The organism is Archangium sp. (assembly GCF_045802675.1).
In the GTDB taxonomy this organism is placed as follows: Bacteria; Myxococcota; Myxococcia; order Myxococcales; family Myxococcaceae; genus Archangium.
In genome coordinates, this window is record NZ_JBJMQO010000075.1 from 18,059 (window position 1) to 40,641 (window position 22,583).

The window sequence follows — 22,583 nt, forward strand, 5'->3', positions numbered from 1 at the left end:
CGAGACTGCTAATTTCACCCCTGCTTCCGGCCACCCACCCCCCACTGGAGCCGTCAAGGTTCCCGGCCGCGAAGCAAAGAGCAGACTCATGAAACTGAAGACCCTCGTTCGTCCCCTCGTCCTGGTGGCCACCACCGTGGGCGCCATGGCCCTCGCCCAGACGGCGAAGCCCGCTCCGGCCGCCGTGCAGAAGGCCGTCATCGACCGCGCGCTGCTCAACGCGTTCAAGGTGCTGCCCACCCGCTTCGAGGACGCGAAGAACCCCATCACCTCCGAGAAGGTGGAGCTGGGGCGCATGCTGTACTTCGACACCCGCCTGTCGAAGAACCAGGACGTGTCCTGCAATTCCTGCCACGACCTGAACAAGTTCGGCGTGGACGGCAAGCCCTTCTCCACGGGCCACAAGAAGCAGCTGGGCGGCCGCAACTCGCCCACCGTGTACAACGCCGGTGGCCACATCCTGCAGTTCTGGGACGGCCGCGCCGCCAACCTCGAGGAGCAGGCCAAGGGCCCCATCCTCAACCCCGTCGAGATGGCGATGCCCAGCGCCGAGCGCGTCGTCGAGACGGTGAAGTCCATCCCCGGCTACGTCACGGCCTTCCAGAAGGCCTTCCCGGGCGAGGCGGACCCGGTGACGTACGACAACCTGGCCAAGGCCATCGGCGCGTTCGAGCGCCAGCTCGTCACGCCCTCGCGCTTCGACAAGTACCTCGCCGGTGACGAGAACGCGCTGAGCGAGGCGGAGAAGGCCGGCCTGGAGAAGTTCCTCGGCCAGGGCTGCCAGACGTGCCACAACGGCCCGGCCATCGGCGGCTCGCTGCAGAAGCTCGGCCTGGTGGTGCCCTTCCCGTCCAAGGACCAGGGCCGCTTCGACGTGACGAAGAACGAGGCGGACCGGATGATCTTCCGCGTCCCCACCCTGCGCAACGTCACCAAGACGGGCCCGTGGTTCCACGACGGCTCGGTGAAGGAGCTGCCCACGGCCGTGAAGCTCATGGCCCAGCACCAGTTCGGCCGGCAGATCTCCGACGAGGACGCGAAGTCCATCGTCACCTTCCTCGACTCGCTCACCGGTGAGCTGCCCAAGAGCTACATCGCGAAGCCGAAGCTGCCCGCCAGCGGCCCCAAGACGCCCAAGCCGGATCCGTCGTGACGTGAAGCACCCGCCCCCGCGCGCCCACGGGTGACGCGGGGGCCCACGCCCTCCGCCCGGCGGCCCTGGCTACGACGCCAGACGTTCGCGGGGCGGGGGCTCCGTGGCCCGGCCCCGCTCCTCCAGGGCCCGCACCACCGCCTCGAGCGCCACGATGCGCCGGCCCGCGCGGCCCCCGGCCCAGGGCTCGGCCACCCGCGCACCGAGCTGCTCCGCTCCCTGCTCCACCCCGCCCGTCTTGTGTTTGAGCGCCCGCGCGCACGCGAGCCGCACGTTCACCGCCTCGGGCACCGGGAAGCCATCCCGCCGCAGCAAATCCAGGGCGAACGTCGTCCACACCGCGAACTTGTCCTCCGGGCGCAGGAAGGCCCGGAAGCGCGCCAGGCCCGACTCCAACGACTCGCCCGCCAGCAGCACCTCCTCCGGCAGCTCCACGTGCAGCGACGTGCTGCGCGCCATCGGCTGGCGCGGGGCGAGGATGGCCTCGAAGCGCTCGCCCGTGGACGGGCGCATCGCCACCAGGTGCACCAGCTCCGAGGGGATGTTCTGCTCCGAGGGGTGCGCGTTGGCCTCGGCGTAGAGCAGCACCAGGTGCTCGAAGCTCCCGGCGATGGCGCGCAGCTCCAACGGCGGCTGCCACGCGGACTTGTAGATGCGCCGGCGCGGCGGATCCGTCCGGTTCTCCTGGCAGTCGAGCTGCGTGTCCACCATGAACTCGAAGGCGCGCAGCATGGTGTCGAAGTGCGCCGGGTTGCCCTCGAGCGCCCCCAGCACCTCCACCACCGCCTCGATGGTGGAGACGCAGTGCTCGGCCGGCTCGGCGCGGATGCGGTAGTTGCTCGGGCGGCGCGGGACGAAGCCGATGCGCGGCAGCCCCGCGAGCAGCGGGTTCGTCTTCACCAGCTTGCGCGCCAGGGGCCAGGTACCGTCCACCACGATGAGCGTCTCGGGGGGGTGCTCGCGCGCCTCCTCCAGGGAGATGGCCTCCTCGCCGGGGAAGAGCACGGCGACGCGCTCGGGACGGGCCGCGAGCTGCTCGAGCCGCGCATGGCCGGAGAAGTCCACGCCCACGTAGAGCTCGGAGTTGGGCAGCGACAGGTGCGCCATGCGGGCCGTGCCGATGGCCACCCGCCGCTCACGGGGATGCTGGAGGAAGACGACCCGCGTGCGCGAGTCCACCTGGGGCACGCGCGCGCAGTAGCACGTGGCTTGGGGACGCAGGCAGCGGAGACAGAGGGAACGCACCCCGCCGCTTTAACGGTCCCCCGGGGGGGCCGGCAAGGGCCGCCCGCATGAAGCCGCGAGCCGGGCGGCCGGATGCCCGGCTGGTGGGCTTCAGACCGCACCCGCTCTACCCAACGTGCGCCCCGCGAAGGACACCACGCCCACCTGGACGCCGCGGGTTCCCCTCAGCCGGGAGCTGGCCTCACTCCCGGTGGAGTTGTAGCCGCCCGGTGATGCTTCGACGAGGCTGGATTCCACCGGGCTTCCCGAGGGCATCCGCCTCCTCCCGGTCGCCTGGCTCCTCCGGGACTCGTGTACTCTGGCGCTTCGGGTTCCAGAGCCGCGAGGGATGCATGCGATTGAGGAGTCTGGCGGTGGTGGTGCTGCTCGCGAGTGGCTGTCAGCAGCAGGCCCAGCCCGAGCCGGCTGTCGTGATCGAGCCTCCGCCTGGCCCCGAGGAGACACCCGGTACGCAGCCCACCGGCCCGGAAGCGCCCGGCACACAGCCGGAGGCTCCCGTGGCTTCCGGTGAGCCCCAAACCGCCGAGCCCCCGCCCACCGCCGAGAACGCGATTCCCGAGCTGACGTGGTCCGCGCGCTCCGCCGATGGCAGGGCGGAGATCCAACAGACCGGCCTCCGCGATGCGAAGGGCTCCCGGTGCACGAGCACCTCGACGGTGACGCCGCCGGGAGATGACCCGAGCGTGATGTGGCGGTGGACCACGTGCATCGCGACGACGGCGCAGCTCCGGTTCGTCTCTCCGGACGGAAAGCGGGTGCTCGTGATCGATCCGCATCCGGCCTCCTACAAGGGCCCCTGGAAGGACGTGGAGGTGGCCACGCTCTACGAGCACGGCGTGCGCCTCAAGGGCGCGAAGGCCGAGGCCCTCGTCACCAAACCCATCGAGCTCCGGGAACCCTCCCTCCGCTTCGCCTGGGTGAAGGAGGGCGCCGCACCGCGCTACACCTCCGACGGGAAGGCCGTCGACTTCGAGACCGTGGACGGACACGCGTTCCGCCTGGGCTTCGAGGGCGAGGGCTTCCCCACTCCTCCCGAGGAGCAGCACGTCTTCGCCGAATCGGCGGGCATGTACCGCTACGAGGACGCGAAGGGGACGGTCCACATCGTGGGCTCGGCCCGTGAGGTCCCCGAGCGGTACCGCTCCCGCGCCGCGTCCGTGGACGCCCAGGTGGGCCTGCTCACCGTGAGCGGCCCGCTCGGTGGCGCGGAGCCCGCGCCTTCCGCGCCAGAGGCCGGCACCGCGCCCGTGGCCAGCAAGGCCTCGGCGGGTCCCCCGGGAGCCCAGGAGACAGCTCAGGTCCCCTCTCCCGCCGAGCTCCTCGACAAGGCCCACGATGCCGTGAAGAAGCTAGAGGCCTCCCAGAAGGAGCGGGAGAAGCTGATGGACTCCCTGCCCTCGGAGACTCCGGGCAAGGTGGGCTCGCCCACGCGATAAGCCGACAAGACCGCCCGCGCTTCGAACTAGAACCATGTCCGTCCAGGAGTCACCAGAAGTTCCACTTCGGTAGAGCCAGCCTTTGCAGGTCAGGTGGCTCAGGAATTGGCGACGGTACAGTGGCCGATCGGCCTCTAGCAGGAACACGCATAAGAGCGCCCGTGAACCTCCTCCTCCTCCAGGACTCCGACTTCCTCCCCGACGGCACCGTGCGGATGACCGGCCGCCGCGCCCAGCACGCCCGCGAGGTGCTCCGCGCCGAGCCCGGGGAAACCCTCCGCGTCGGCAGGCTCGGGGGACTCGTGGGCACCGGAGAGGTGCTGGAGAACACCCCTGGACTGCTGCACCTGCGCGTCTCCCTCACCGACCCGCCTCCGCCTCGCGCGGGCGTGGACCTGCTGCTCGCCATCCCCCGCCCCAAGGCCCTCAAGCGCGTGCTGCCCGCCGCGGCCCAGCTCGGTGTGGACCGCGTGGTGCTCGTCAACGCCGCCCGCGTGGAGAAGAGCTACTTCGACTCCAAGGTGCTCGCCCCCGAGTTCGTCGAGGAGCTCCTCCTCCAGGGGCTCGAGCAGGCACGCGACACGCGGCTCCCCGAGGTGCTCGTGCGTGAGCGCTTCCGCCCCTTCGTCGAGGACGAGCTGGACACCGTCTTCGGCACCGACGCCCTCCGGCTCCTCCCCCACCCGCCCGCGCAACAGCCGCTCACCCGGGCGGGCGTGAGCACCGCACCCCGGGTGGTGCTCGCCGTCGGGCCTGACGGTGGCTGGGTTCCCTTCGAGACCGAGTTGCTGGAAGCCCACGGCTTCCGCCCCTTCTCGCTCGGGCCCCGCATCCTCCGGGTGGAGACGGCCGTCCCCGTCCTCCTCGGCCAGCTCGCCCTGCTACGCGAGGACACCGCTCGCCCGGCGTAGTACCTCGGGCCGCAGCACCGAACGGAGGGCCGCCACCCGGGGCAGCAGCGCGCCGGCCTTCGCGGCGGTGAAGGCCCGCTCCGCCGTCTCGAGCGCCTCGGCCGCCTGGCCAGGCGCGCGCTCCAGCCACCGCTCCGCGAGCGCCAGGTTCACCCACCCCACCTGCAACACGTTGCCCGTGACCTCGGCCAGCGAGAGCGCCCGCGCCAGGTGTGCCTCCCCCTCCTCCACCGGCACCAGCGGCGCCAGCGCGCGGCGGGCAAGAATCTCGTCGAAGGGGTTGGCGAGCACTGGATCCACGGCTCGCCGCAGTGCCGCCTCCGCGGCCTCGCGTGCGGCCTCCGGACGGCCCTGCGCCAGCTCGAAGCGCGACTGGTAGACACGCACCAGCGTCTCCATCCGGAAGTCTCCCGCGCGCGCGGCCTCCAACGCGCTCGGCAGCGACTCGCGCGCGGCGGCCGCGTCCTCGAAGAGCACATCCCGGCAGGCCGAGTACACCCGCACGTACAGCTTCAGCCAGCGGTCCCCGGGCAACACCTGGGAGAGCTGCTCGCCGCGGGCCACCACCGCGGCCACCAGCTCGTGCTCGCCGCGCTCCAGATAATAGGGCGGCGTGTAGATGGCGAGGTTGCGCTCGGGCAGGCGCGGGTGGCCCAGGCGCCGGATGAGCTCCTGCTTCTCGGTGAAGGGCGGGACGAAGGCGGACGCATCGCCGATGAACGAGGCGCGGACGATCTGCGATTGCAGCTGGTAGATGCGGATGTCGGTGAAGCCGTACGTATCCGCCACGTCGAACCCGTCCCGGATGGCCACGGCGTCGAGCGGCTCGCCGCGCAGGGCCAGGTTCATGTTCAGGAAGTAGCAGCCCATGCCGAGCGCCCATGCCAGGCGCCGGGGCGGATGCTCCACCGCGTCGCGGAAGGCGCGCAGCCGCTCCACCTCCGCGCGCTGCGCCTCCAGCAACCCCGCGAAGCGGCCCGTGTGCGCGCTGAGCCCTCCCCGAGCGATGAGCGCACCCGCCCGGTAGGGAGACTCGAGCGGATGCTCGGCCTGCACGCGCTCCAGCAGGGTGTGGAACTCCGCCGTGCGCCCCATGATGGCCAGCGCGATGCTCTGCAATATCTGCAGCTCTGCCTGCTTCCAGAAGACGTCCGCGGGAGCCATCCGCGCGTCGATCGGAATCTCCCGGATGACCCGCCGCAGCTGCTCGGGCCGCTCTGCCTCGGGAGCCGCGCACGCCGCCGCCAGCCGCGCCAACGCCTCCGCGCGGCCCTCGCCGACGTCCACCGTGGCCGCCCAGTGCGCGAAGAGCTTCTCCGCGTAGAGCAGCGAGGTAGGCGGATCGCTCACGTAGCCGATCTCGATGAGCGTCACCCAGGTGCGGATGAGCTGCTCCACGCGCTCGGGCGTGCGGGGCCCGGCCTCCAGCAGCGCGGCGGCCTCCTTCAGCACCAGCGTGGCATCCAGCAGGGCCTTGGCCTCGATGGAGGCCTGTCCGGCGCGCAGCAGCGGAACCACAGCACGCTGCGGCTCGTCCGAGCGGGAGAAGTGGTAGCCCACCGCCCGAGCCACGCCCGGCCGGTTGCCCCCGAGCCGCTGGAGGATCTCCGCGATGCGGCCGTGATGGGCCCGCCGCTCCGTCTCCGGGGTGCTCTCGTGGAGCGACTCGTGCACGGTGTCGTGGGTGAAGATGCAGCAACCCTCGACGAGCACGAGGAACTGCCGCTCCACGAATTCATCGAGCGCCTGGAACAGCTCCGCCTCGGGAAGCTCCGCCAGGGCGCGCACCAGCGGCAGCTCCAGGCTGCGTCCCGCCGGAGCCAGCCGCCGCAACAGCGCCACCCGCTCCTCGGGCAGCGTGGCCAGCCGGGCCAGCACCGCCTCGCGGATGCTCGCCGGCAGCGGATACGACTCCAGGTCGACCTCCACGCTCCAGCGGCCGCCCACGCGCCGCAAGGCCCCCTCCTCCACCAGCAGGCGCAGGCACTCGGTGGCGAAGAAGGCGTTGCCGCCCGTGGTGGCGTGCAACCGGGCCACGAAGCCCGCGGGCACCTCCAGGCCGGGCAGCGCCAGATGCACCAGCGCGTCCAGGTGCCGGGCCATCAGGGGCGCGAGCTCCAGGCGCGAGGTGAGCCCCTCGTCCACCGTCGCGAAGGCGAGGCTCAGCCGGTTCAGCTCATTGGAGCGGAAGGCGCCCACCACCAGGGCGTACGTGCCGTGCAGCGCGCGGATGATGACGTTGAGCACCTCCAGGGACGCGGAGTCCGCCCAGTGCAGGTCCTCGACACAGAGCACGAAGGTGAACTGGCGCCCCAGCGTCTGGAGCCACTCGGTGAGGGCGCCGAAGACGGCCATCTTCTCCGAGCCCGCGTCCGGGAAGAGGGGCGCCGGCCCGGAAGCGAGCGCCGGCATCAGCTTGCCCAGCAGCGGCCCCAGCCGCGCGAGCAGCTCCGGCGGCGTGTGCGGCACCAGCGCCCGCAGCGCCTGGGTGATGGGGGCCAGGGGTGCCAGACCCTCGGCGCGGCACCAGCCCAGCCCGAAGGGAATGCCAGCGAGCTGGGCCCGCAGCTCGAGCTCGCGCAGCAGGCGCGACTTGCCCACGCCCGCGGGAGCCCCCAGCAGCACCGCGCGCGACTGGCCCCGGCCGGCCTCCTGAATCGCCCCCAGGAGCGTCTCCAGCTCCTCCTCGCGCCCCACCACCTCCGGGACGTGCAGGTAGCTGGCGCGCGCCGCCAGGGGCTCCTCCGGCAGGGGCTCGCCGCTGGCATGACACAGCGCCTCCAGCAGCTCGGAGGCGTCCTGGAAGCGCTCGCGCGGATCCTTGGCCAGCAGCACGAGGATGAGATCCTCGAGGATCGGATCCACCGGGGCGAGGCTGGAGGGGCGCGGCACGGGCTCGGAGAGGTGGGCCGCGAGCAGGGCCGCCGCGTTGGCGCCCTTGAAGGGCAGCTGGCGCGTGGCGAGGAAGAAGGCCATCACCCCCAGCGAGTAGAGGTCCGCGCGCCCGTCGATGCTCGCGCCGCGCTGCCACTCGGGGGCGAGGTACTCCAGGGTGCCCTTGAGCCGGCCGGAGTTGGGCGTGCCCAGCTGGTGCATCACCCCGAAGTCCATCAGCTTCACCGCACCCGTCTCGGTGATGCGCACGTTGCTGGCCTTGATGTCGCAGTGCACGTGCAGGCGCGAGTGGATGAAGCCGAGCACCTGCGCCATCTGGATGAGGATGCGGTAGAGCGTCCGGGTGTCGAGCACCTGCTCGCGCGCGAGCCGGCTCAAATCCTGCCCCCCCACCACCTCCATGGTGATGAAGCGGTTGCCCGACTCCGTCATTCCGCAGTCGAAGACCTTGAGGGTGCCCGGGTGCTGGAGCCGCTTCATCGCGAAGAACTCGTGGCGGAACATCAGCACGAGCTCCTCGACCTTGCCGGGCGGCAGCCCCGCGGGCACCTGCATCTCCTTCAGCGCGACGCGGCGATGCTCCTGCACGTCCTCGGCGAGCCAGATGCGGCCCATGCCGCCCTCACCCAGCAGCTCCTGGATGTGGTAGCGGCCCGTCACCCACATGCCTGGCTCGAGCGAGCGCCGCGCGCCGATGGGGATGCCCGGGAGGGTGATGGGGGTGCGGCCGAGGTCTTCCCACGAGCCCATGGAGGCGCCGGCGGGCCGGCCCCGGCCTCGCTCGTCGAGAACCGCTGTCTGCTCTTCGTCGCTCATTGCCACAGGGCCGCGATTCCCAGGATGGAAGGGAAGGCGGATGAACAAGGGATAGCACGATTCACGGCGCGGGGCCCGGCCTGGACGACGGTAGGACACTGCGCACAGGACGTGGCGCATCGGACTTGAAGGGGCCGCGGGGGTTGTTCAAGAGTCCGGCCCCATGGCGAAGACGACGAAAACCAAGGTCCAGTCAGCCGTCGCAGTGAACGCGCCGCAGCAGGACACGGCCCCCGAGCAGCAGTCCCTCGTGGCGCCCGAGTCGGAGGCGAAGGCGAAGCCCGCCAGCCACGACACGGTGCCGCCCCCAGCGCTGCTCGACTTCATGATGCAGGGGTGGAAGCCCCAGGTAGGCAAGCCGCCGCCGAAGATGAAGTACGCGGAGTCCTTCGAGGCCCGCCGCCGCGCCCTCTCCCAGCTCTTCCCGGGCGAGACGCTCATCATCCCCACCGGCCACGAGAAGGTGCGCGCCAACGACACCTACTACCGCTTCCGGCCGGGCACGGACTTCTACTACCTGACGGGCAACATGGAGCCCGACTGCGTGCTCGTGCTTCGGCCGAACCAGGGTGGCGGCCACACGGACATCCTCTTCGTGGAGCCGAACCCGGGCCGGAGCGACTCGACGTTCTTCACGGACCGGGTGAAGGGCGAGCTGTGGGTGGGCCCGCGGCTGGGCGTGAAGGAGAGCCAGGCGCGCTTCGGTGTGCACGAGGCGCGCGGCCTGCCGGAGCTGCAGCCCTTCCTGGAGGGCCTGAGTGGCGCGGCGGTGGTGCCCACGCGCGTGCTGCGGGGCCACTCGGCGAAGGTGGACGGCGCGGTGCCCGAGCACACCGAGCGGGACAAGCAGCTGGCCACGGCCCTGTCCGAGATGCGGCTGCTCAAGGACAAGCAGGAGGTGCGCGAGCTGGAGGCGGCCATCGACTCCACGCACCGGGGCTTCGAGGACGTCATCCGCCGGCTGAAGGCGGCCCGGAGCGAGCGCGAGGTGGAGGGTGTCTTCAACCTGCGCGCGCGGGTGGAGGGCAACGACGTGGGCTACGGCACCATCGCCGCCGCGGGCCACCACGCGTGCGTGCTGCACTGGACGCGCAACGACGGCGAGCTGAAGAAGGGCGAGCTGCTGCTGTTGGACGCGGGCGTGGAGGGCAACAGCCTCTACACGGCGGACATCACCCGTACGCTGCCCATCTCCGGGAAGTTCTCCAAGGAGCAGCGCGAAATCTACGAGCTGGTGCTCGAGGCGCAGGACCGGGCCATCGACGCGGTGAAGCCGGGCAATGACTTCATGGAGCCCAACCGCGTGGCCATGCGCGTGCTGGCCGAGGGCCTCCACGAGCTGGGCATCCTCGAGGCGAAGCCGGAGGAGGCGCTCAAGGACGAGCACCAGTTCTACAAGCGCTATTCGTTGCACAACGTCAGCCACATGCTGGGCCTGGACGTGCATGACTGCGCGCAGGCGCGGCAGGAGGCCTACAAGTACGGCAAGCTGAAGGCGGGCATGGTGCTGACGGTGGAGCCGGGCCTGTACTTCCAGAAGGACGACCTGACGGTGCCGGCGAAGTACCGGGGCATCGGCGTGCGCATCGAGGACGACGTCCTGGTGACGAAGACGGGCTGCCGGGTGCTGTCCGAGGACATCCCCCGTCAGTCGAGGGACGTCGAGGACTGGATGAAGCAGCTCTGGAGCGAGAAGCGCTAACGCTCCCGCGCCGTACAGCGCTCCACCGCGGTGAGGACGCAATCCGTGACAACGTAATTGGCGTCCTCCCGCTGGAGCCTCGACCGCTCCCTGTCACAGGAGCCCTGGGTGACGTGGCCGCTCGAGGTGGGTGCGGACACGCCGGGGATGTGGCTGCAGAAGCGCCAGCGCTTCACGCCCGGGTACTCCTCGCTCGGGGCGGACGGGAGCCTCGTCTGTCCGGTGAGCAAGGTCTGTCCGTTCGACCCGGACACCCCGACGGCCCCGCCTGCCTGGGAGTAGCACCCGGGCAGCAACCGCACGCGCGCGAGCCCGGGCCGATGTCCCCAGGGCACCCGGACCGGCTCGTTCACGAACCAGGATTGGAGCGCGAGCACCTGGTCGCCTGTCACGAGCCCCAGTCTCATCATGGACCCGATGGCCCCACAGTCCGCGCCCTCCTCGCTGGAGGCGTTCCCCACCCCGTGCGCGCACGTGTGCCAGAACCAGAAGAGTTGCGCCTCGGGTGGCAGTTGCACCAGCAGGCGGGGGTTGTACTCGACGTGCGCCGGAACATTGGGCCAGGCGGGGAACCACAGGCCCACATCCGCGAGCGAGGTGTTCGGCACGAAGGCCACCGGCACGCCCTCGGGGGACATGCAGGTCATGGGCTGTCCCGCGATCCGGGGAGTGTACGGCGTGACGGTCTGGGCGCTCGCGAGCCCGGGCAGGCCCACGAGCACCAGGAGTGCCAGCAGGAGGGAGCGCATCATGGAAGCAGGAGCGACGAAAACCCGGGCCACGAATTCAAAACCTCTCTCTGCGAAGCAGCTCTTGCGACTCTTCGGCCAAGCGGCCCTCTCTCATGGGCGCACGACAGGCGGAGGCTCGACCACTGGCTTGAGCAGCCCTCGTTCCTCGAGCAGCATCTGGACGCGCCAGGCAAGGGCCACGTGCTCGGGATTGCTCGAGGTGAGCCGTTCGGGCGTGAGGATGACGAGCGTGCCCTTGTCACCTACCGGCTCCACCCGCACAGGCGCGGGCAGCGCAGGCACCTCCCCACGCTCGCCCGAGAAGTACGTCATCCACCCGAGGAAGCAGCCGATCCGGCTGCCGCCCGAGAGTTGCTCCCACAGTCCATCCGCCGTCGCGAGCGCCCAGTCCGGCTCCCAGGCCACGGCCATGGCGCGCATGACGCCCGCGAGCACCGGCGCGCTGAGCATGCGCTCGTGGCCCAATTCCTCGTATGGGAATTGGACGCGCACCACGTTGGCCGAAAACTCGGCCTTCGATCCACAGCGGAACGTGACCGCACCGCCCTGGTCCTGCTCTACATGGCCCGTCCAGGCTCCGAAGTGAAACCCGTCATTCCCGCTCTGGTACTTCTCCCGCCCGAAGAACCTCTCGAAGGACTCGCGCGTGGGCTCGAAGCCGAGCTGCAGCGCCTTCCGGGTGGAGTTGCTCTTCTCGTACCAGTGGGCATAGCTCGGGTGACACTCCGCGAGGAGGCGGAAGAAAGTCTCCGCGCGCCGAGCGCACGCCTCGGCCGACTCTGGCCGGCGTCCCCAATAAGCTCCAGCCCCATAGGATTCACTCATGCGTGGCGTCCCTCACGGCAGCACGGGCTGGGTGTAGACGACCTCGACTGCTTGAAGGTCATTCAGGTCGAACCACTTCCTGAGCACGGCCACCATCCGTGGCTCCGCGACGTGCCAGCGAAGCGGCCGCCCTCCAGCTACCCGAAGCTGCCGTTGGGCTTGCTTCATGTCGAAAAACGTGTCGGACACGCCACTAGATGAGCCCCCGGGCGGCCAGGTGCATGCCGAGCAGCGTGTCCACGCCCCTCACCAACCGGGCCATGTCGAAGGAGCGCACCCGGTTCATCAGGACGTCCAATCGCTGGCGCTGCTCGCGCCACTCGGCCAGCAGCCGTTGCTCCATGCCCGAGGACTCGATGCGCGCGGTGATGTCCTCCGGGGGCAGCGTCTGGAGCTCCCCGGCCGTCAGCACTCCGGCGTCGAGTGCCTGGACGAACACCCGGCTGGCGAAGTCGCGCGCCGCCACCTCGCGGCGCCAGGTGGCCGTCATGTTGGCGATCTGCCCCATGCTCTGCGCGTACCAGATGGCCTCGCGGATGGCCCCCAGCTCCTCGGTGCGCACGGGCGCCGTCATCAAATCCAATGTGGCGAACACCATCATGTTCATGTTGTGCGGCGAGTACGCCCGGTTCTCCGCCAGGTTGTGCAGCGCCGGCCGGTTCCGCGTGAGCACCGAGTAGCGCATGCTGTTGAAGACCTGCTGGTAGTCGAAGATGTAGAGCGGGCGGTAGACGGCGTGGTGCGGAAGCGCCTGCACGCGCTCCTCGAGGGCGTGCCACAGCTCCGCGATGAGGGCGAAGTAGCGCCGGTCCTCCTCGGGCACCCGGGGCGCTGGCGCCTCCTTCCCCTGGGGATGGAAGGGAATGGACAGCGCCGTCTCCAGGAGCGCCTCCGAGCCACGCTGATCCGCCAGGTCATCCAGCAGCACGTTGAGGATGATGGCCAGCAGCTTGGTGGACAGCAGGTGCTCCCTCCACTCGGCCTGGACCGCCGGCAGCGTCGTCTCGTCCACGCCGCGCCAGCACCAGCGCCACAGGAAGGCACTGCGGTGCCCCACCTGCTCGTAGGCCGCGACATAGCGCTCCACCACCGGCGGCAATTGAATGGAGCGCAGCGCCGCGATCGTGTCCGTCCAGGCCGCCGCGTAGTCCACCGCCGAGGGCTCCTCGGCGAAGAGCCGCGTGTTGCGCTCGCGCAGGCGCTCGGCGAGCACCCGTGCCATGCCCCGGTACAACCGCGCCGCGAAACCCGGATCAGTCACCGCCCGCTGATGCAACGCCTCGCGGGGGATGCGCAGCACCCGGCACTCCGAGCGCGTCACCACCGAGGCACTCGCCTGCGAATCTCCGAGGAAGGACATCTCCCCCAGGATGTCCCCGTTGCCGACCTGGTCCACCTCGACGGGGCCGGTCTCGCGTTGCAGGGAGATGGCGGCGCGGCCCACGAGCAGCAGCAGCAGCGCCTCGGGCCGCGCGCCCTGGGTGATGAGGAAGGTGCCCGCCGGGTACACGGCCACCGTGCCGAGCGAATCCAGCAGGGCATGGTCGGTCGAGAGCAGCTCCGAATACTGGCTCCAGGGGGAAGCGATCCGCACGGGGGTGTCTCCAGGGAGTGGGGGGCGGCGAGTCTACACAGCGTCCGCCGGAGCGGGAGGCGAGCGAGTCGCCTGGAGCATGGACCCGCTGATGCCATGATTCAGCCCGAGGCGTAGGGTGCGGGCATGAAATTCCTCTTCTATCCGGCCCCCGCTCACGGCCACGTCAATCCGATGCTGCCCCTCTTCCAGGAGCTCGTTTCACGGGGAGACGAGGTCGTCGTTCACGTGACGCGCGAGTTCGAGGAGGTGGTCCGCCACACCGGGGCCTCGCTCCGGCTGCTCGATGATCGCCTCACCCTCCCCGCCTCCATGGCCGGGGGCGCGAACGGACCAGTGCTCGGGAAGGTGATGCCACGGCTGCTCGGCCTGATGCGTCAGGGCATGCTGCAGACGCCCCGGATGGCGGAGCAGGCCCGCGCGGAGCGGGCCGACTGCATCGTCTACGATCCAATGGCCATGTGGGGCCGCGCCATCGCCGGGATGCTGGAGCTGCCGAAGGCCATCTTCCATACGAGCTTCGCGCTGAGCCACTCCCCGACGCTCAAGCGCGAGATGCGCAAGACCATGAAGAGCCTGCCTCCCCCCCGGGCCCTGCTGAGCATCCTGGAGTTGATGTGGACCTCCGAGGTGCTCCATTGGCGCCAGGGTGTGCCGCGCGTGGGGCTCGGCACGGCGTTCCAGTCCGTCGAGGACCTGAACCTCATCCCCGTTCCGCGGACGTACCAGCCGGATGCCGGCAACTTCGACGAGCGCTTCCTGTTCATCGGCCCGTCGGTGCTGCCACGCAACGACCGGGGAGACTTCCCGCTGGAGCAGCTCGACGGCAAACCCGTGCTGCTCATCTCGCTGGGCACCACGCCCATGAACCAGCGGCCCGACTTCTACAAGGCCTGCTTCGAGGCCTTCCGCGACACCCGCTGGCAGGTGGTGATGGCCTGCGGCAAGGGCACGGACCCGGCCACGCTCGGCCCGATTCCCTCCAACATCCTCGTGCGCCAGCGCGTGCCCCAGCTCGACGTGCTCGCGCGCGCCCGCGTCTTCGTCACCCACGGCGGCATGAACTCCACCATGGAGGGCCTCTGGCACGGCGTGCCGCTGGCCGTCTTCCCACAGTTCGGAGATCAGCCCCTCAATGCCTCGCGCGTGAGCGAGCTCGGGCTGGGGCACACGCTCTCGCCCCGCGACGCCCTGGACCCGAAGGCCCTGCGCGACATCGTCGAGCGCCTCGACACGGACCCGGGCTACCGCCAGCGCCTCGCCGGATTCCAGAAGGAGCTGCGCGACGCCGGAGGCCACCGCCGCGCCGCCGATGCGCTCCAGCAATACGCCTCCGCCCGCCAGGGCGCGCGCCGCAAAGCGGCCTGACCACCGCCGTACCGGGCGGCCCTACCCCGCGTCCACCTTGAACTGGCGGGGCGCGGGGGAGTCGTCGGGCGTGACGGTGAAGGACAGGCGGCCAATCTCCCGTCCGTCCTCCGTCTCCATGGCGACGCGCCAGTCGCCGGGCCTGGGGTTGGTCACGTACGCGAACGTCCGGTAACCGCGCTCGCGCCCGCCCTGCTCCAGGTAGAGGTCGTCGTAGGCGTGGTACTCCGTCCAGCCCTTCTCCGGGTCCTCGTAGTACCAGCGGATGACGAGCCGCGTGCCCCGGTCTCCCTCGTGCTGGAGCTTGAAGCTCGTGGGCGCGAAGACGCTGGCGAAGAAGTAGACCTTGTCGCCCGGCCGCGCGCGGAAGTCCTGGTCCCCGTGCTCCCACAGCCGCCACTCGGAGCGCTCGTGGAGCAGCCGGTAGTCCTTGCCCCGGGGACCCTTCACCACCTCGACGCCGTGGTAGATGCCGCTGGAGAGCATGGACAGGGGCACGGGCGGAATGGCCTTGAGCAGGTACAGCCCGAGCAGCAGCCCCTGCACGCCGAGCCCTGGCAGCGCCACGTGCCGCAGCGCGCGCCGCCGGTTGCCGCTCCACCAACGCACCAGCAGGGTGAGCACGAGGGTGGCCTCGACGGACACGGCCACCGCGGCCATGAACAACGTCCCGCTGTAGTAGCCGAGCGCCACCGGCAGCAGGTAGGCGAAGTACGAGGTGACGCAGAAGCTGAAGAGCCCCACGCGCACCACGGGCCCCAGGGCGCGGAAGCGCGGCAGCTCGTTGGCCACCATCAGCCCGAACACTCCCGCGAGGAACGCGAACGCCGTCAGCCCGGAGGCGCTCTTGAAATAGAAGAGCGTGTAGGGGCTGAGCAGGCCGCCGAGGAAGAAGTGCAGCGCGTCCTCGCGGAAGCGCCACACGCGGGCGAGCCAGCGCGGAGGCTCCTCGCGCCACGTCCAGCGCAGCTCCGCCACCAGCAGCAGCGCCAGCACGCCCAGGTACACGCCCTGCTTGGTGAGCGCGAAACGGTTGTCGATGCGCGGCAGGGTGGCGATGTCGTAGGCGAAGCTCGCGAAGAAGAAGAGCGCCAGCTCCCACTTCGCATGGCGGGACCGGAAGTCCTTCACCCGCTCCTTGAGCGTGGGCGCCTTGTGCGCTGGGCCCAAATCCTCGGAGGGCACTGCGGCGACGACGCCGAGCGGCCCCACGGGCTCCGGGGCAAGCGCCTCCGGCTCGGGCGCCGCCGCCGTCTCTTCAGGAGGGATGTGGGGGGTTGCCGTGGACACGTCGTTGCCGGAAGCCTGACACGTCCCGCGGAGGCTGTGCACACTCCGCGGAACGCCCTCGAAGGCTTCCTCGTCTACCGGGGACTCAGGCGGGCTTGCCGGCAACCATGTCCGCCAGCTCGCCGCGCTCTTCCAGCTCCATCAGGATGTCCGAGCCGCCCACGAACTTCCCGTTGATGAACACCTGGGGAATCGTCGGCCAGTTGCTGTACTCCTTGATGCCCTGGCGCACCTCGGGATCGGCCAGCACGTCCACCGTGTGCACGTCCCCGTGCTGCTGGAGGATCTGCAGCGCGCGCGCGGAGAAGCCGCACTGCGGGAACATCGCGTTGCCCTTCATGAAGAGCACGATCTTGTGGCTGCGGATGTCGTTGTCGAAACGGGCCTTCAGTTCCTGGGTCATCATCGTTCGGCTACCTCGTCAGCGAGACCCGAGCTTCTTCCACTGCTCGGGCGAATAGGTCTTCAGGGCGAGCGCATGCAGCTCGCCAGTCTTGAGCCAGTCCTGCAGCGGCGCGTACACCAATTGGTGCTGCTCCACCATGGATTTGCCCGCGAAGCCGGGGCTTACCACGCGGGCCTCGAAGTGGTCTCCGGTGCCGGTGGTGTCGCGCACCTCCACCTCCGAGCCGGGCAGCGCGCCAAGAATCCGCTCACGGATGGCGTTCGGATCGAGCATCAGTTCAGTCCCTTCCCCTTCAGGAGCATGGCCGGGTCCACGCCCATGCTCTTCAACGTGTGGTCCCAGAGCATCCCGGGGTCGCTCTCGAGCACGGGCCGGGCGGAGGCCTCGGCGTAGAGCCAGGAGCCGGAGGCCAGCTCGCTCTCCAGTTGCCCGGCGCCCCAGCCGGCATAGCCCAGGCAGAAGCGCAGGTGGCCGCTCGGGTTCTTGAGCAGCGGGCCCAGCGTGTCCAGGGTGAGGCTGAGGAAGAGCCCGGGCACCACCTCGTGCTTCTCCGTCACACCCTCGTTGTCGTGGAGGACGAAGCCGCGGTGATTCTCCACGGGGCCGCCCATGAAGACGGGCTGCTGCTGCCGCTCGGGGGCGATGGTGAGGGACTGGTTCTTCGCCAGATCCCCCAACGTCAGCGAGGCGCCCCGGTTGATGATCAGCCCCATCGAGCCGGACTCCCCGTGCTCGAGCATGAGAATGACCGAGCGCCGGAAGTTCGAGTCCGTCAGTTGTGGCATGGCCACGAGAAGGCCGGGAGCAAGTGTCTGCACAGAGGGAAGTCTCGGCGCTTCGACCCCTCGGCGCAACCGATTCGTACCCGCTCGGCCCCGGGTCCGGCTAGTGCCAGCTGGTGTGCCGCGACTGCAGCGCCTGGGCGAGCTTCTCGGGCTGGAGCGGCTTGCCGATGAACAGGTCCGCGCCCAGCCCCTTGCACTTGCGGGCCATGGACGCGTCGCTCATCGCGCTCACGCCGATCAGCACCGACTGGGGGAACTTCTCGCGCAGGCGGGCCATGAGGTTGGTGCCGCTGCGCCCGGGCAGGAAGACGTCCACGATGGCCGCGTCCATGCGCTTGTTGCGCACGGCGAACTCGGCCTCCTCGGCGCTGCCCACTGGCAACGGCTCGTAACCCCACTGCGACACCAGTTCCACCAGCAGCTCGCGGTGCACCGGATCGTCCTCGACGATGAGGACCGAGCCCTTCACGGGCTCCAGCTTCAGGTTGTCGTCTTCCCGGGTCTTCGAGCGGGCATGACCCGTGGCGATGGGAAGCTCCTCGTTGATGATGGACATGGCAACCCTTGGGCAAGAGGGGGATTCGTGTGGTGGCAACGGGCACACCCGTGCTCGAAATTCCACAGTCGCAACGACCTGGAGTGCGAGCCGCCGCCTCCCTCAGGTACGGCGCGTCCCGGCCCCGAGTGCCTGGGAGGACAGCGAGGCGCCGAGCACGAGCAGCACCAGCAGGCCCCACGCGGGCAGCACCACGCGCGCGCCGCCCTCGTAGATGAGGGCCGCGTAGCTGGTGCCGAGGTAGCGGCCGAGCGACATGGGCTCCATGCGGGCGATGCCGAAGAAGCTCACGGTGGACTCGGTGAGGATGGCGGTCGGCAGGCGGCTGAGGAAGACGGCGAGCACGAAGGGGCGCAGCGCGGGCCAGAGGTGCACGCGCAGCAGGTGCCAGCGGCCGGCGCCCAGGGCGCGCGAGGCGGCGATGAACTCCTGGCCCTCCAGCGTGGCCAGGCGGTTGCGGAACATGCGCGCCGGGCCCGCCCAGCCCACCAGGGCCAGGGACACCACCATGAGGCCAAAGGGGCCCAGGCCGCCCGCGTGGCCCGCGTCCAGCATCGACTGTCCGGCGAGCTGCAGCACCATGACGACGAGCACGTCCGGCAGCGCGAAGACGGCGTCCACCAGGCGCAGCACCTGGTGCTCCAGCGTGCCACCCGCGGCCCGCGCCACCATGGCCACCCCGAGCCCCAGCACGGTGGACAGCGCCCCGGCTGCCAGGCCGATGGCCAGGGAGACCCAGAGGCCCCCGAACGCCAGCTCGCACACCGTGCGGTCCGGGTGGGTGGGGTCGGTGCCCAGGGGGCAGGTGGCGGCGAGCGCCTCGGGGAAGACGCGGGCGGCGAGCCAGCTGGTGAGGCCCAGGCCCACGAGCAGCACGAGGCCCACCCAGGCGCGTTTCGGGATGCGGCGGGCGCTCATGAGCGGGCCTCCCTCGCGCGCGGGTCCACGAGGAGCCGCACCAGCTCCACCGCGAGCCCCACGGCGACGAGCAGCGAGGCGAAGACGGTGGTGGCCACCACGACGACGGCCACCTGCTTCTGGAGCACGGCGAGGACGTAGAGCTGGCCGAAGTACGGCAGGCCGAAGACGCGCTCGGCGGCGAAGGAGCCCGCGAGCAGCGCGGTGGCCACGGGGCCCACGGCGTCCAGGAGCGCGGGCAGGACGTTGGGCAGCACGTGGCGCCACAGCACGGCGCGCGGGGACAGGCCCTTGCCGCGAGCGGTGCGCACGTAGTCTCGGGCCAGCTCCGTCTCGAGCGCGTCCGCCACCAGCGTGCCGAGGAAGATGCCGGGCCACACGGAGATGACGAGCGCGGCGCTCAATTCGGGCAGCAGGTGCCCGCGCTCCACCACGGCGGGCGCGAGCAGCAGCGCGGGGATGAAGACGGGGGTACCGAAGGCCGCGGCCGGCAGCGCGTCGCCGAGCACGGAGAGCCGGCTGCGTTTCCACCGGGCGCGCAGCAGCGCGAAGGCCAGCGCCCACCCGAGCGCGAGCACGAGCGCCACCAGTCCCACGCCCACGCTGCCGGAGAGCTTCCACAGCAGCTCGTCGCCGGTGATGCCCTGGGCGCTGGTGCCGAGCCGCTCGCCGCGGAAGAGCTTCTCCCACGGGCGGAGGAAGCCGAGCGGCTGTCCCAGGCCCAGGTCCCTCCGGTAGGAGGCGAGCACCTCGGGGGCCACCTGGCGCTTGGCGTCCTCGGCCGTGGTGAGCGGCAGCGCGGCCATGAGGAAGTAGGACGCGATGGCGACGATGGGGACGAGCACCAACTGCCGGCCGAGTCGGACGAGCGCGGGAGGCATGGCTCAGTGCGCCTCCGCGGTGGCGGTGGGCTCCCCGAGGCGCAGCTCGCGCAGGGAGAGGAAGTTGAAGGGGTCCACGTCCACGCCGTGCAGGGAGGCGCGCGTCCGGAAGTAGCGGTCCGGGTGGTAGAGCGGCGCGATGACGGCCAGCTCGTCGAGCAGCACCGCCTGGGCCTGGCCGTAGAGGGCACGCGAGCGGGCCTCGTCGGGCTCGGCATCGGCCTCGTCGAGGAGCTTCTCGAAGCGGTCCATCGGCTCGCCGCCCCGCTGCGTCTCCCAGCCCGTCTGGTGCAGGCCGGTGCGCTCGAAGAGGGTGAAGAAGGTGTTGGGGTGCGCGTAGTCCGCGCCCAGGCGGCGCATGTACATGTCGTAGGCGCGAGGGCCCTCGGCGGTGCGGCGCGACACCTCGGCGGAGAAGTCCGAGCGCGCATCCACCGTCACCCGCACACCCACCGCGGCGAGCTGCGCGGCGAGGCGCTCGGCGATGGCCACCTCGGGCACGAAGGAGTCTCCCGCCTTGAAGACGAGCCGCAGCGGACGGTCCAGGCCGGGCACCTGGGCCAGCTCCGCGCGGGCCTTCTCGGGCTCGTAGTGGGGCAGGCGCGCGGCTTCCTCGGGTGTGGCGGCGCCGGGCAGGTCCGGAGGCAGGAGGACGTGGCTGGGACGGACCGCGGGCAGCAGGCCCTTCATGAGGGCCTCGCGGTCGATGGCCCGGGCGATGGCGCGGCGCACCTCGGGCCGGTCGAGCGGCGGGCGCTCGGTGTTGAAGGCGATGAAATACGTGGAGAGGAGCGGCTCGCGCTGGAGGTCGTCCGGACGGCGGCCCTGGAGGGCGACGGCGCTGTCCACGAAGACGAAGTCCACCCGGCCGCGCTCGTAGAGGGCGGGGCCGATCTCCGACTTGAGGAGCGTGAGCACGGGGGCGGGACGCTCGCCGGGGCCGAGCGGCGGCGGGAAGGCGGAGTGCGGGTTGTAGACGAGCCGCACGCGCTCGCCGGCGCGGTCCCAGCTCTCCACGCGGTAGGGCCCGAGCGCCAGCGGGTGCCCATCTCGAGGCCGGTCGAAGTAATCGCGCACCGCCTCCTCGGACTTGCCGGTGAGCACGGCGGAGGGCGTGGGGAAGAAGAGGTACACGTTGGCCAGACGCGCGAGGAAGTAGCTGCGAGGCCGGGCCAGGGTGACGCGCAGGGTGTGCGGGTCCACGGCCTCGACACCGACGCGGGCGAGCGCGGCCTGGAGCTGCTCGGGGGAAGCGCCCTTCTCCTGGAGCTCGAGCACCTCCCCGGCACCGGCGAGGTCGGACATTTCTCCGCGCTCGCGGCCCAGGAGGGCGCGGTGCCAGCCCATGACGAAGTCCTGGGCGGTGAGCGGGGTGAGGCCATCGGACCAGCGCACGTCCTGGCGGAGGTGGAAGGTGTAGACCTCCTGGCCGTTGGCGGTGCGGGAGCGCTCCCAACGCTCGGCGAGCGCGGGCTGGACGGAGTGGTCCGGCGCGAGCGAGGTGAGCCCGCGCTGGGTGGCGAGCATGACGGGGTAGTTGGCCCAGCTCGTGGGGTCCGAGTAGCTCCAGTCGAGCGTGGTGGGCATCGCGGGGACGACGACCTTGACGCCAGGGTCGGGCTGGAAGCCGCACCGGCCACAGCCTCCGGCCACGAGGACCAGGACGAGCCACAAGGCGAGTCGGGACGAGCGCACGGGAGGAGCCACTGGGAGGGGTTGTACCGCGCCCACCAAGGCACGTGGGTTGCTGAATGCGCCCCCTCCCCTCGCCCGCCGGGAGAGGGACGGGGTGAGGGTGCCTCGCATCCCTGGTTGCCCCACGAAAAAACAACGGGCCCCAGGGTGAATCCCCTGGAGCCCGCGAATCCTTCACCGAATCAGCCCAACCGCTACGCCGGAGCCGAGACCGGGGCGCCCGGAGCACCCGCCTGATCCGAGGTCTTGGACGATTCCGCCCTGCGGCCGAACTCCTCGGGCTTCTCGAGGGCCAGCGCCTCGCGCAGCACGTCGTCCACGAACTCCACGGGGACGATGCGCAGCTGCATGCGGATCTTCTTCGGGATGTCCTTCAGGTCCTTCTTGTTGGCCTTCGGGATGAGGACCGTCTTGATGCCCGCGCGGTGGGCGGCCAGGGTCTTCTCCTTCAGGCCGCCGATGGGCAGCACCCGGCCGCGCAGGGTGATTTCCCCCGTCATGGCCACGTCCCGGCGCACGTTGACGCGGGTGAGCGCGGACACGAGCGCGGTGCACATGGTGACACCGGCGGACGGACCGTCCTTCGGGATGGCGCCCTCGGGCAGGTGCACGTGGATGTCGTAGTTCTCGAACATCTTGCGGTCGATTCCGAACCGCTCGGCGCGCGAGCGCACGTACGACATGGCCGCCTGGGCCGACTCCTGCATCACCTCGCCCAGCTTGCCGGTGATGATGAGCTTGCCCTTGCCCGGCATGATCGTGGCCTCGGTGGTGAGGATCTCTCCTCCCATCTCCGTCCACGCCAGGCCGGTGACGATGCCCACCTGGTCCTCGCGCTCGGCCACGCCGTAGCGGAAGCGCGGGGTGCCCAGGTACTTCATCAGCTGCTTGCGGTCGACCACGATGTCGCGCTTGCCATTCTTGAGGATGTCGCGCGCGATCTTCCGGAACACGCCACCCACCTCACGCTCCAGCGAGCGCACGCCCGACTCACGGGTGTAGCGGTGGACGATGGTGCGCAGGGCCTCGTTGGTGATGTCGACCTTGAGATCCGTCAGGCCGTTGGCCTCCTGCTCCTTGGGGATCAGGTAGCGCCGCGCGATGTTCAGCTTCTCCGGCTCGGTGTAGCCGGCGATGCGGATGACCTCCATGCGGTCCTGGAGCGGGCCGGGGATGTTGTGCATGGTGTTCGCCGTGCAAATGAACATCACCTTGGAGAGGTCGTAATCCAAGTCCAGATAATGGTCGTTGAACGAGGCATTCTGCTCCGGATCCAAGACTTCGAGCAGCGCTGATGATGGGTCGCCTCGGAAATCGGTCGACATCTTGTCGACTTCATCGAGGAGAAACACCGG

The 22,583-nt window shown here is 70.4% G+C and carries 20 protein-coding genes; 5 read left to right on the forward strand and 15 right to left on the reverse strand.

From position 1 onward, the window contains the following. Window positions 1-88: 88 nt before the first annotated feature. Window positions 89-1,153 carry a cytochrome-c peroxidase gene (locus ACJ8AN_RS20180; protein WP_407757034.1) on the forward strand — a complete coding sequence of 355 codons (1,065 nt, stop codon included), beginning with the start codon at window positions 89-91 and terminating at the stop codon, window positions 1,151-1,153. A 69-nt stretch (window positions 1,154-1,222) separates the two neighbouring features. Here the strand turns inward: ACJ8AN_RS20180 and ACJ8AN_RS20185 are convergent, their stop codons facing one another. Next, the gene (locus ACJ8AN_RS20185; protein ID WP_407757035.1) at window positions 1,223-2,398 is read right to left on the reverse strand and encodes a tRNA-uridine aminocarboxypropyltransferase; all 1,176 of its coding nucleotides are present in this window, start codon (window positions 2,396-2,398) and stop codon (window positions 1,223-1,225) included. Window positions 2,399-2,730: 332 nt separating this feature from the next. Here ACJ8AN_RS20185 and ACJ8AN_RS20190 point away from each other — a divergent pair, with 332 nt between their 5' ends. Beyond that, a complete protein-coding gene (locus ACJ8AN_RS20190; protein WP_407757036.1) occupies window positions 2,731-3,834 on the forward strand; it encodes a hypothetical protein in 1,104 nt (367 codons plus the stop codon). Window positions 3,835-3,995: 161 nt separating this feature from the next. Beyond that, window positions 3,996-4,745 carry a 16S rRNA (uracil(1498)-N(3))-methyltransferase gene (locus tag ACJ8AN_RS20195; protein ID WP_407757037.1) on the forward strand — a complete coding sequence of 250 codons (750 nt, stop codon included), beginning with the start codon at window positions 3,996-3,998 and terminating at the stop codon, window positions 4,743-4,745. On the opposite strand, the gene ACJ8AN_RS20200 is transcribed toward ACJ8AN_RS20195, so the two are convergent. Beyond that, entirely contained in the window at window positions 4,716-8,456 is a 3,741-nt protein-coding gene (locus ACJ8AN_RS20200) for a serine/threonine-protein kinase PknK (RefSeq protein WP_407757038.1), read from the reverse strand. The two genes, ACJ8AN_RS20195 and ACJ8AN_RS20200, sit on opposite strands and share 30 nt — an antisense overlap. Window positions 8,457-8,619: 163 nt before the next feature. Here ACJ8AN_RS20200 and ACJ8AN_RS20205 point away from each other — a divergent pair, with 163 nt between their 5' ends. Next, window positions 8,620-10,158 carry an aminopeptidase P family protein gene (locus ACJ8AN_RS20205; protein WP_407757039.1) on the forward strand — a complete coding sequence of 513 codons (1,539 nt, stop codon included), beginning with the start codon at window positions 8,620-8,622 and terminating at the stop codon, window positions 10,156-10,158. Here ACJ8AN_RS20205 and ACJ8AN_RS20210 read toward each other — a convergent pair. From ACJ8AN_RS20210 to ACJ8AN_RS20225, 4 genes are all read right to left on the reverse strand, one after another. After that, window positions 10,155-10,910, reverse strand: coding sequence for a hypothetical protein (locus tag ACJ8AN_RS20210; protein ID WP_407757040.1), 756 nt, complete (start codon window positions 10,908-10,910; stop codon window positions 10,155-10,157). The genes ACJ8AN_RS20205 and ACJ8AN_RS20210 overlap by 4 nt on opposite strands. Window positions 10,911-11,000: 90 nt before the next feature. Beyond that, window positions 11,001-11,735 (reverse strand): immunity 52 family protein, encoded by a 735-nt coding sequence (locus tag ACJ8AN_RS20215; RefSeq protein WP_407757041.1) that lies wholly within the window; start codon window positions 11,733-11,735, stop codon window positions 11,001-11,003. Window positions 11,736-11,747: 12 nt separating this feature from the next. After that, the gene (locus tag ACJ8AN_RS20220) at window positions 11,748-11,903 is read right to left on the reverse strand and encodes a hypothetical protein (RefSeq protein WP_407757042.1); all 156 of its coding nucleotides are present in this window, start codon (window positions 11,901-11,903) and stop codon (window positions 11,748-11,750) included. Between the two features lie 25 nt (window positions 11,904-11,928). After that, complete coding sequence (locus ACJ8AN_RS20225) at window positions 11,929-13,329, reverse strand: cyclic nucleotide-binding domain-containing protein (RefSeq protein ID WP_407757043.1); 1,401 nt, start codon at window positions 13,327-13,329, stop codon at window positions 11,929-11,931. A 126-nt stretch (window positions 13,330-13,455) separates the two neighbouring features. Here ACJ8AN_RS20225 and ACJ8AN_RS20230 point away from each other — a divergent pair, with 126 nt between their 5' ends. After that, the gene (locus ACJ8AN_RS20230) at window positions 13,456-14,697 is read left to right on the forward strand and encodes a macrolide family glycosyltransferase (protein ID WP_407757044.1); all 1,242 of its coding nucleotides are present in this window, start codon (window positions 13,456-13,458) and stop codon (window positions 14,695-14,697) included. Window positions 14,698-14,718: 21 nt separating this feature from the next. Here the strand turns inward: ACJ8AN_RS20230 and ACJ8AN_RS20235 are convergent, their stop codons facing one another. The 9 genes from ACJ8AN_RS20235 to ACJ8AN_RS20275 form a co-directional block, all read right to left on the reverse strand. Further along, the gene (locus ACJ8AN_RS20235; protein WP_407757045.1) at window positions 14,719-15,987 is read right to left on the reverse strand and encodes a DUF2914 domain-containing protein; all 1,269 of its coding nucleotides are present in this window, start codon (window positions 15,985-15,987) and stop codon (window positions 14,719-14,721) included. 85 nt (window positions 15,988-16,072) lie between these two features. Beyond that, a complete protein-coding gene (grxD, locus tag ACJ8AN_RS20240; protein ID WP_407757052.1) occupies window positions 16,073-16,390 on the reverse strand; it encodes a Grx4 family monothiol glutaredoxin in 318 nt (105 codons plus the stop codon). A gap of 18 nt (window positions 16,391-16,408) precedes the next feature. Beyond that, entirely contained in the window at window positions 16,409-16,666 is a 258-nt protein-coding gene (locus tag ACJ8AN_RS20245; RefSeq protein ID WP_407757046.1) for a BolA family protein, read from the reverse strand. Continuing rightward, a complete protein-coding gene (locus ACJ8AN_RS20250; RefSeq protein ID WP_407757047.1) occupies window positions 16,666-17,211 on the reverse strand; it encodes a YqgE/AlgH family protein in 546 nt (181 codons plus the stop codon). The genes ACJ8AN_RS20245 and ACJ8AN_RS20250 overlap by 1 nt, the downstream gene beginning before the upstream one ends. Before the next feature lie 67 nt (window positions 17,212-17,278). After that, window positions 17,279-17,734 (reverse strand): response regulator, encoded by a 456-nt coding sequence (locus ACJ8AN_RS20255; protein WP_407757048.1) that lies wholly within the window; start codon window positions 17,732-17,734, stop codon window positions 17,279-17,281. Window positions 17,735-17,836: 102 nt separating this feature from the next. Continuing rightward, window positions 17,837-18,652, reverse strand: a complete 816-nt coding sequence (locus ACJ8AN_RS20260; RefSeq protein WP_407757049.1) for an ABC transporter permease — start codon at window positions 18,650-18,652, stop codon at window positions 17,837-17,839. Beyond that, entirely contained in the window at window positions 18,649-19,533 is an 885-nt protein-coding gene (locus ACJ8AN_RS20265) for an ABC transporter permease subunit (RefSeq protein ID WP_407757050.1), read from the reverse strand. The genes ACJ8AN_RS20260 and ACJ8AN_RS20265 overlap by 4 nt, the downstream gene beginning before the upstream one ends. Window positions 19,534-19,536: 3 nt before the next feature. Continuing rightward, window positions 19,537-21,120, reverse strand: a complete 1,584-nt coding sequence (locus ACJ8AN_RS20270; protein ID WP_407757053.1) for a peptide ABC transporter substrate-binding protein — start codon at window positions 21,118-21,120, stop codon at window positions 19,537-19,539. 302 nt (window positions 21,121-21,422) lie between these two features. After that, window positions 21,423-22,583: S16 family serine protease (locus ACJ8AN_RS20275; protein WP_407757051.1), on the reverse strand; the 1,161-nt coding region annotated here is incomplete at its 5' end.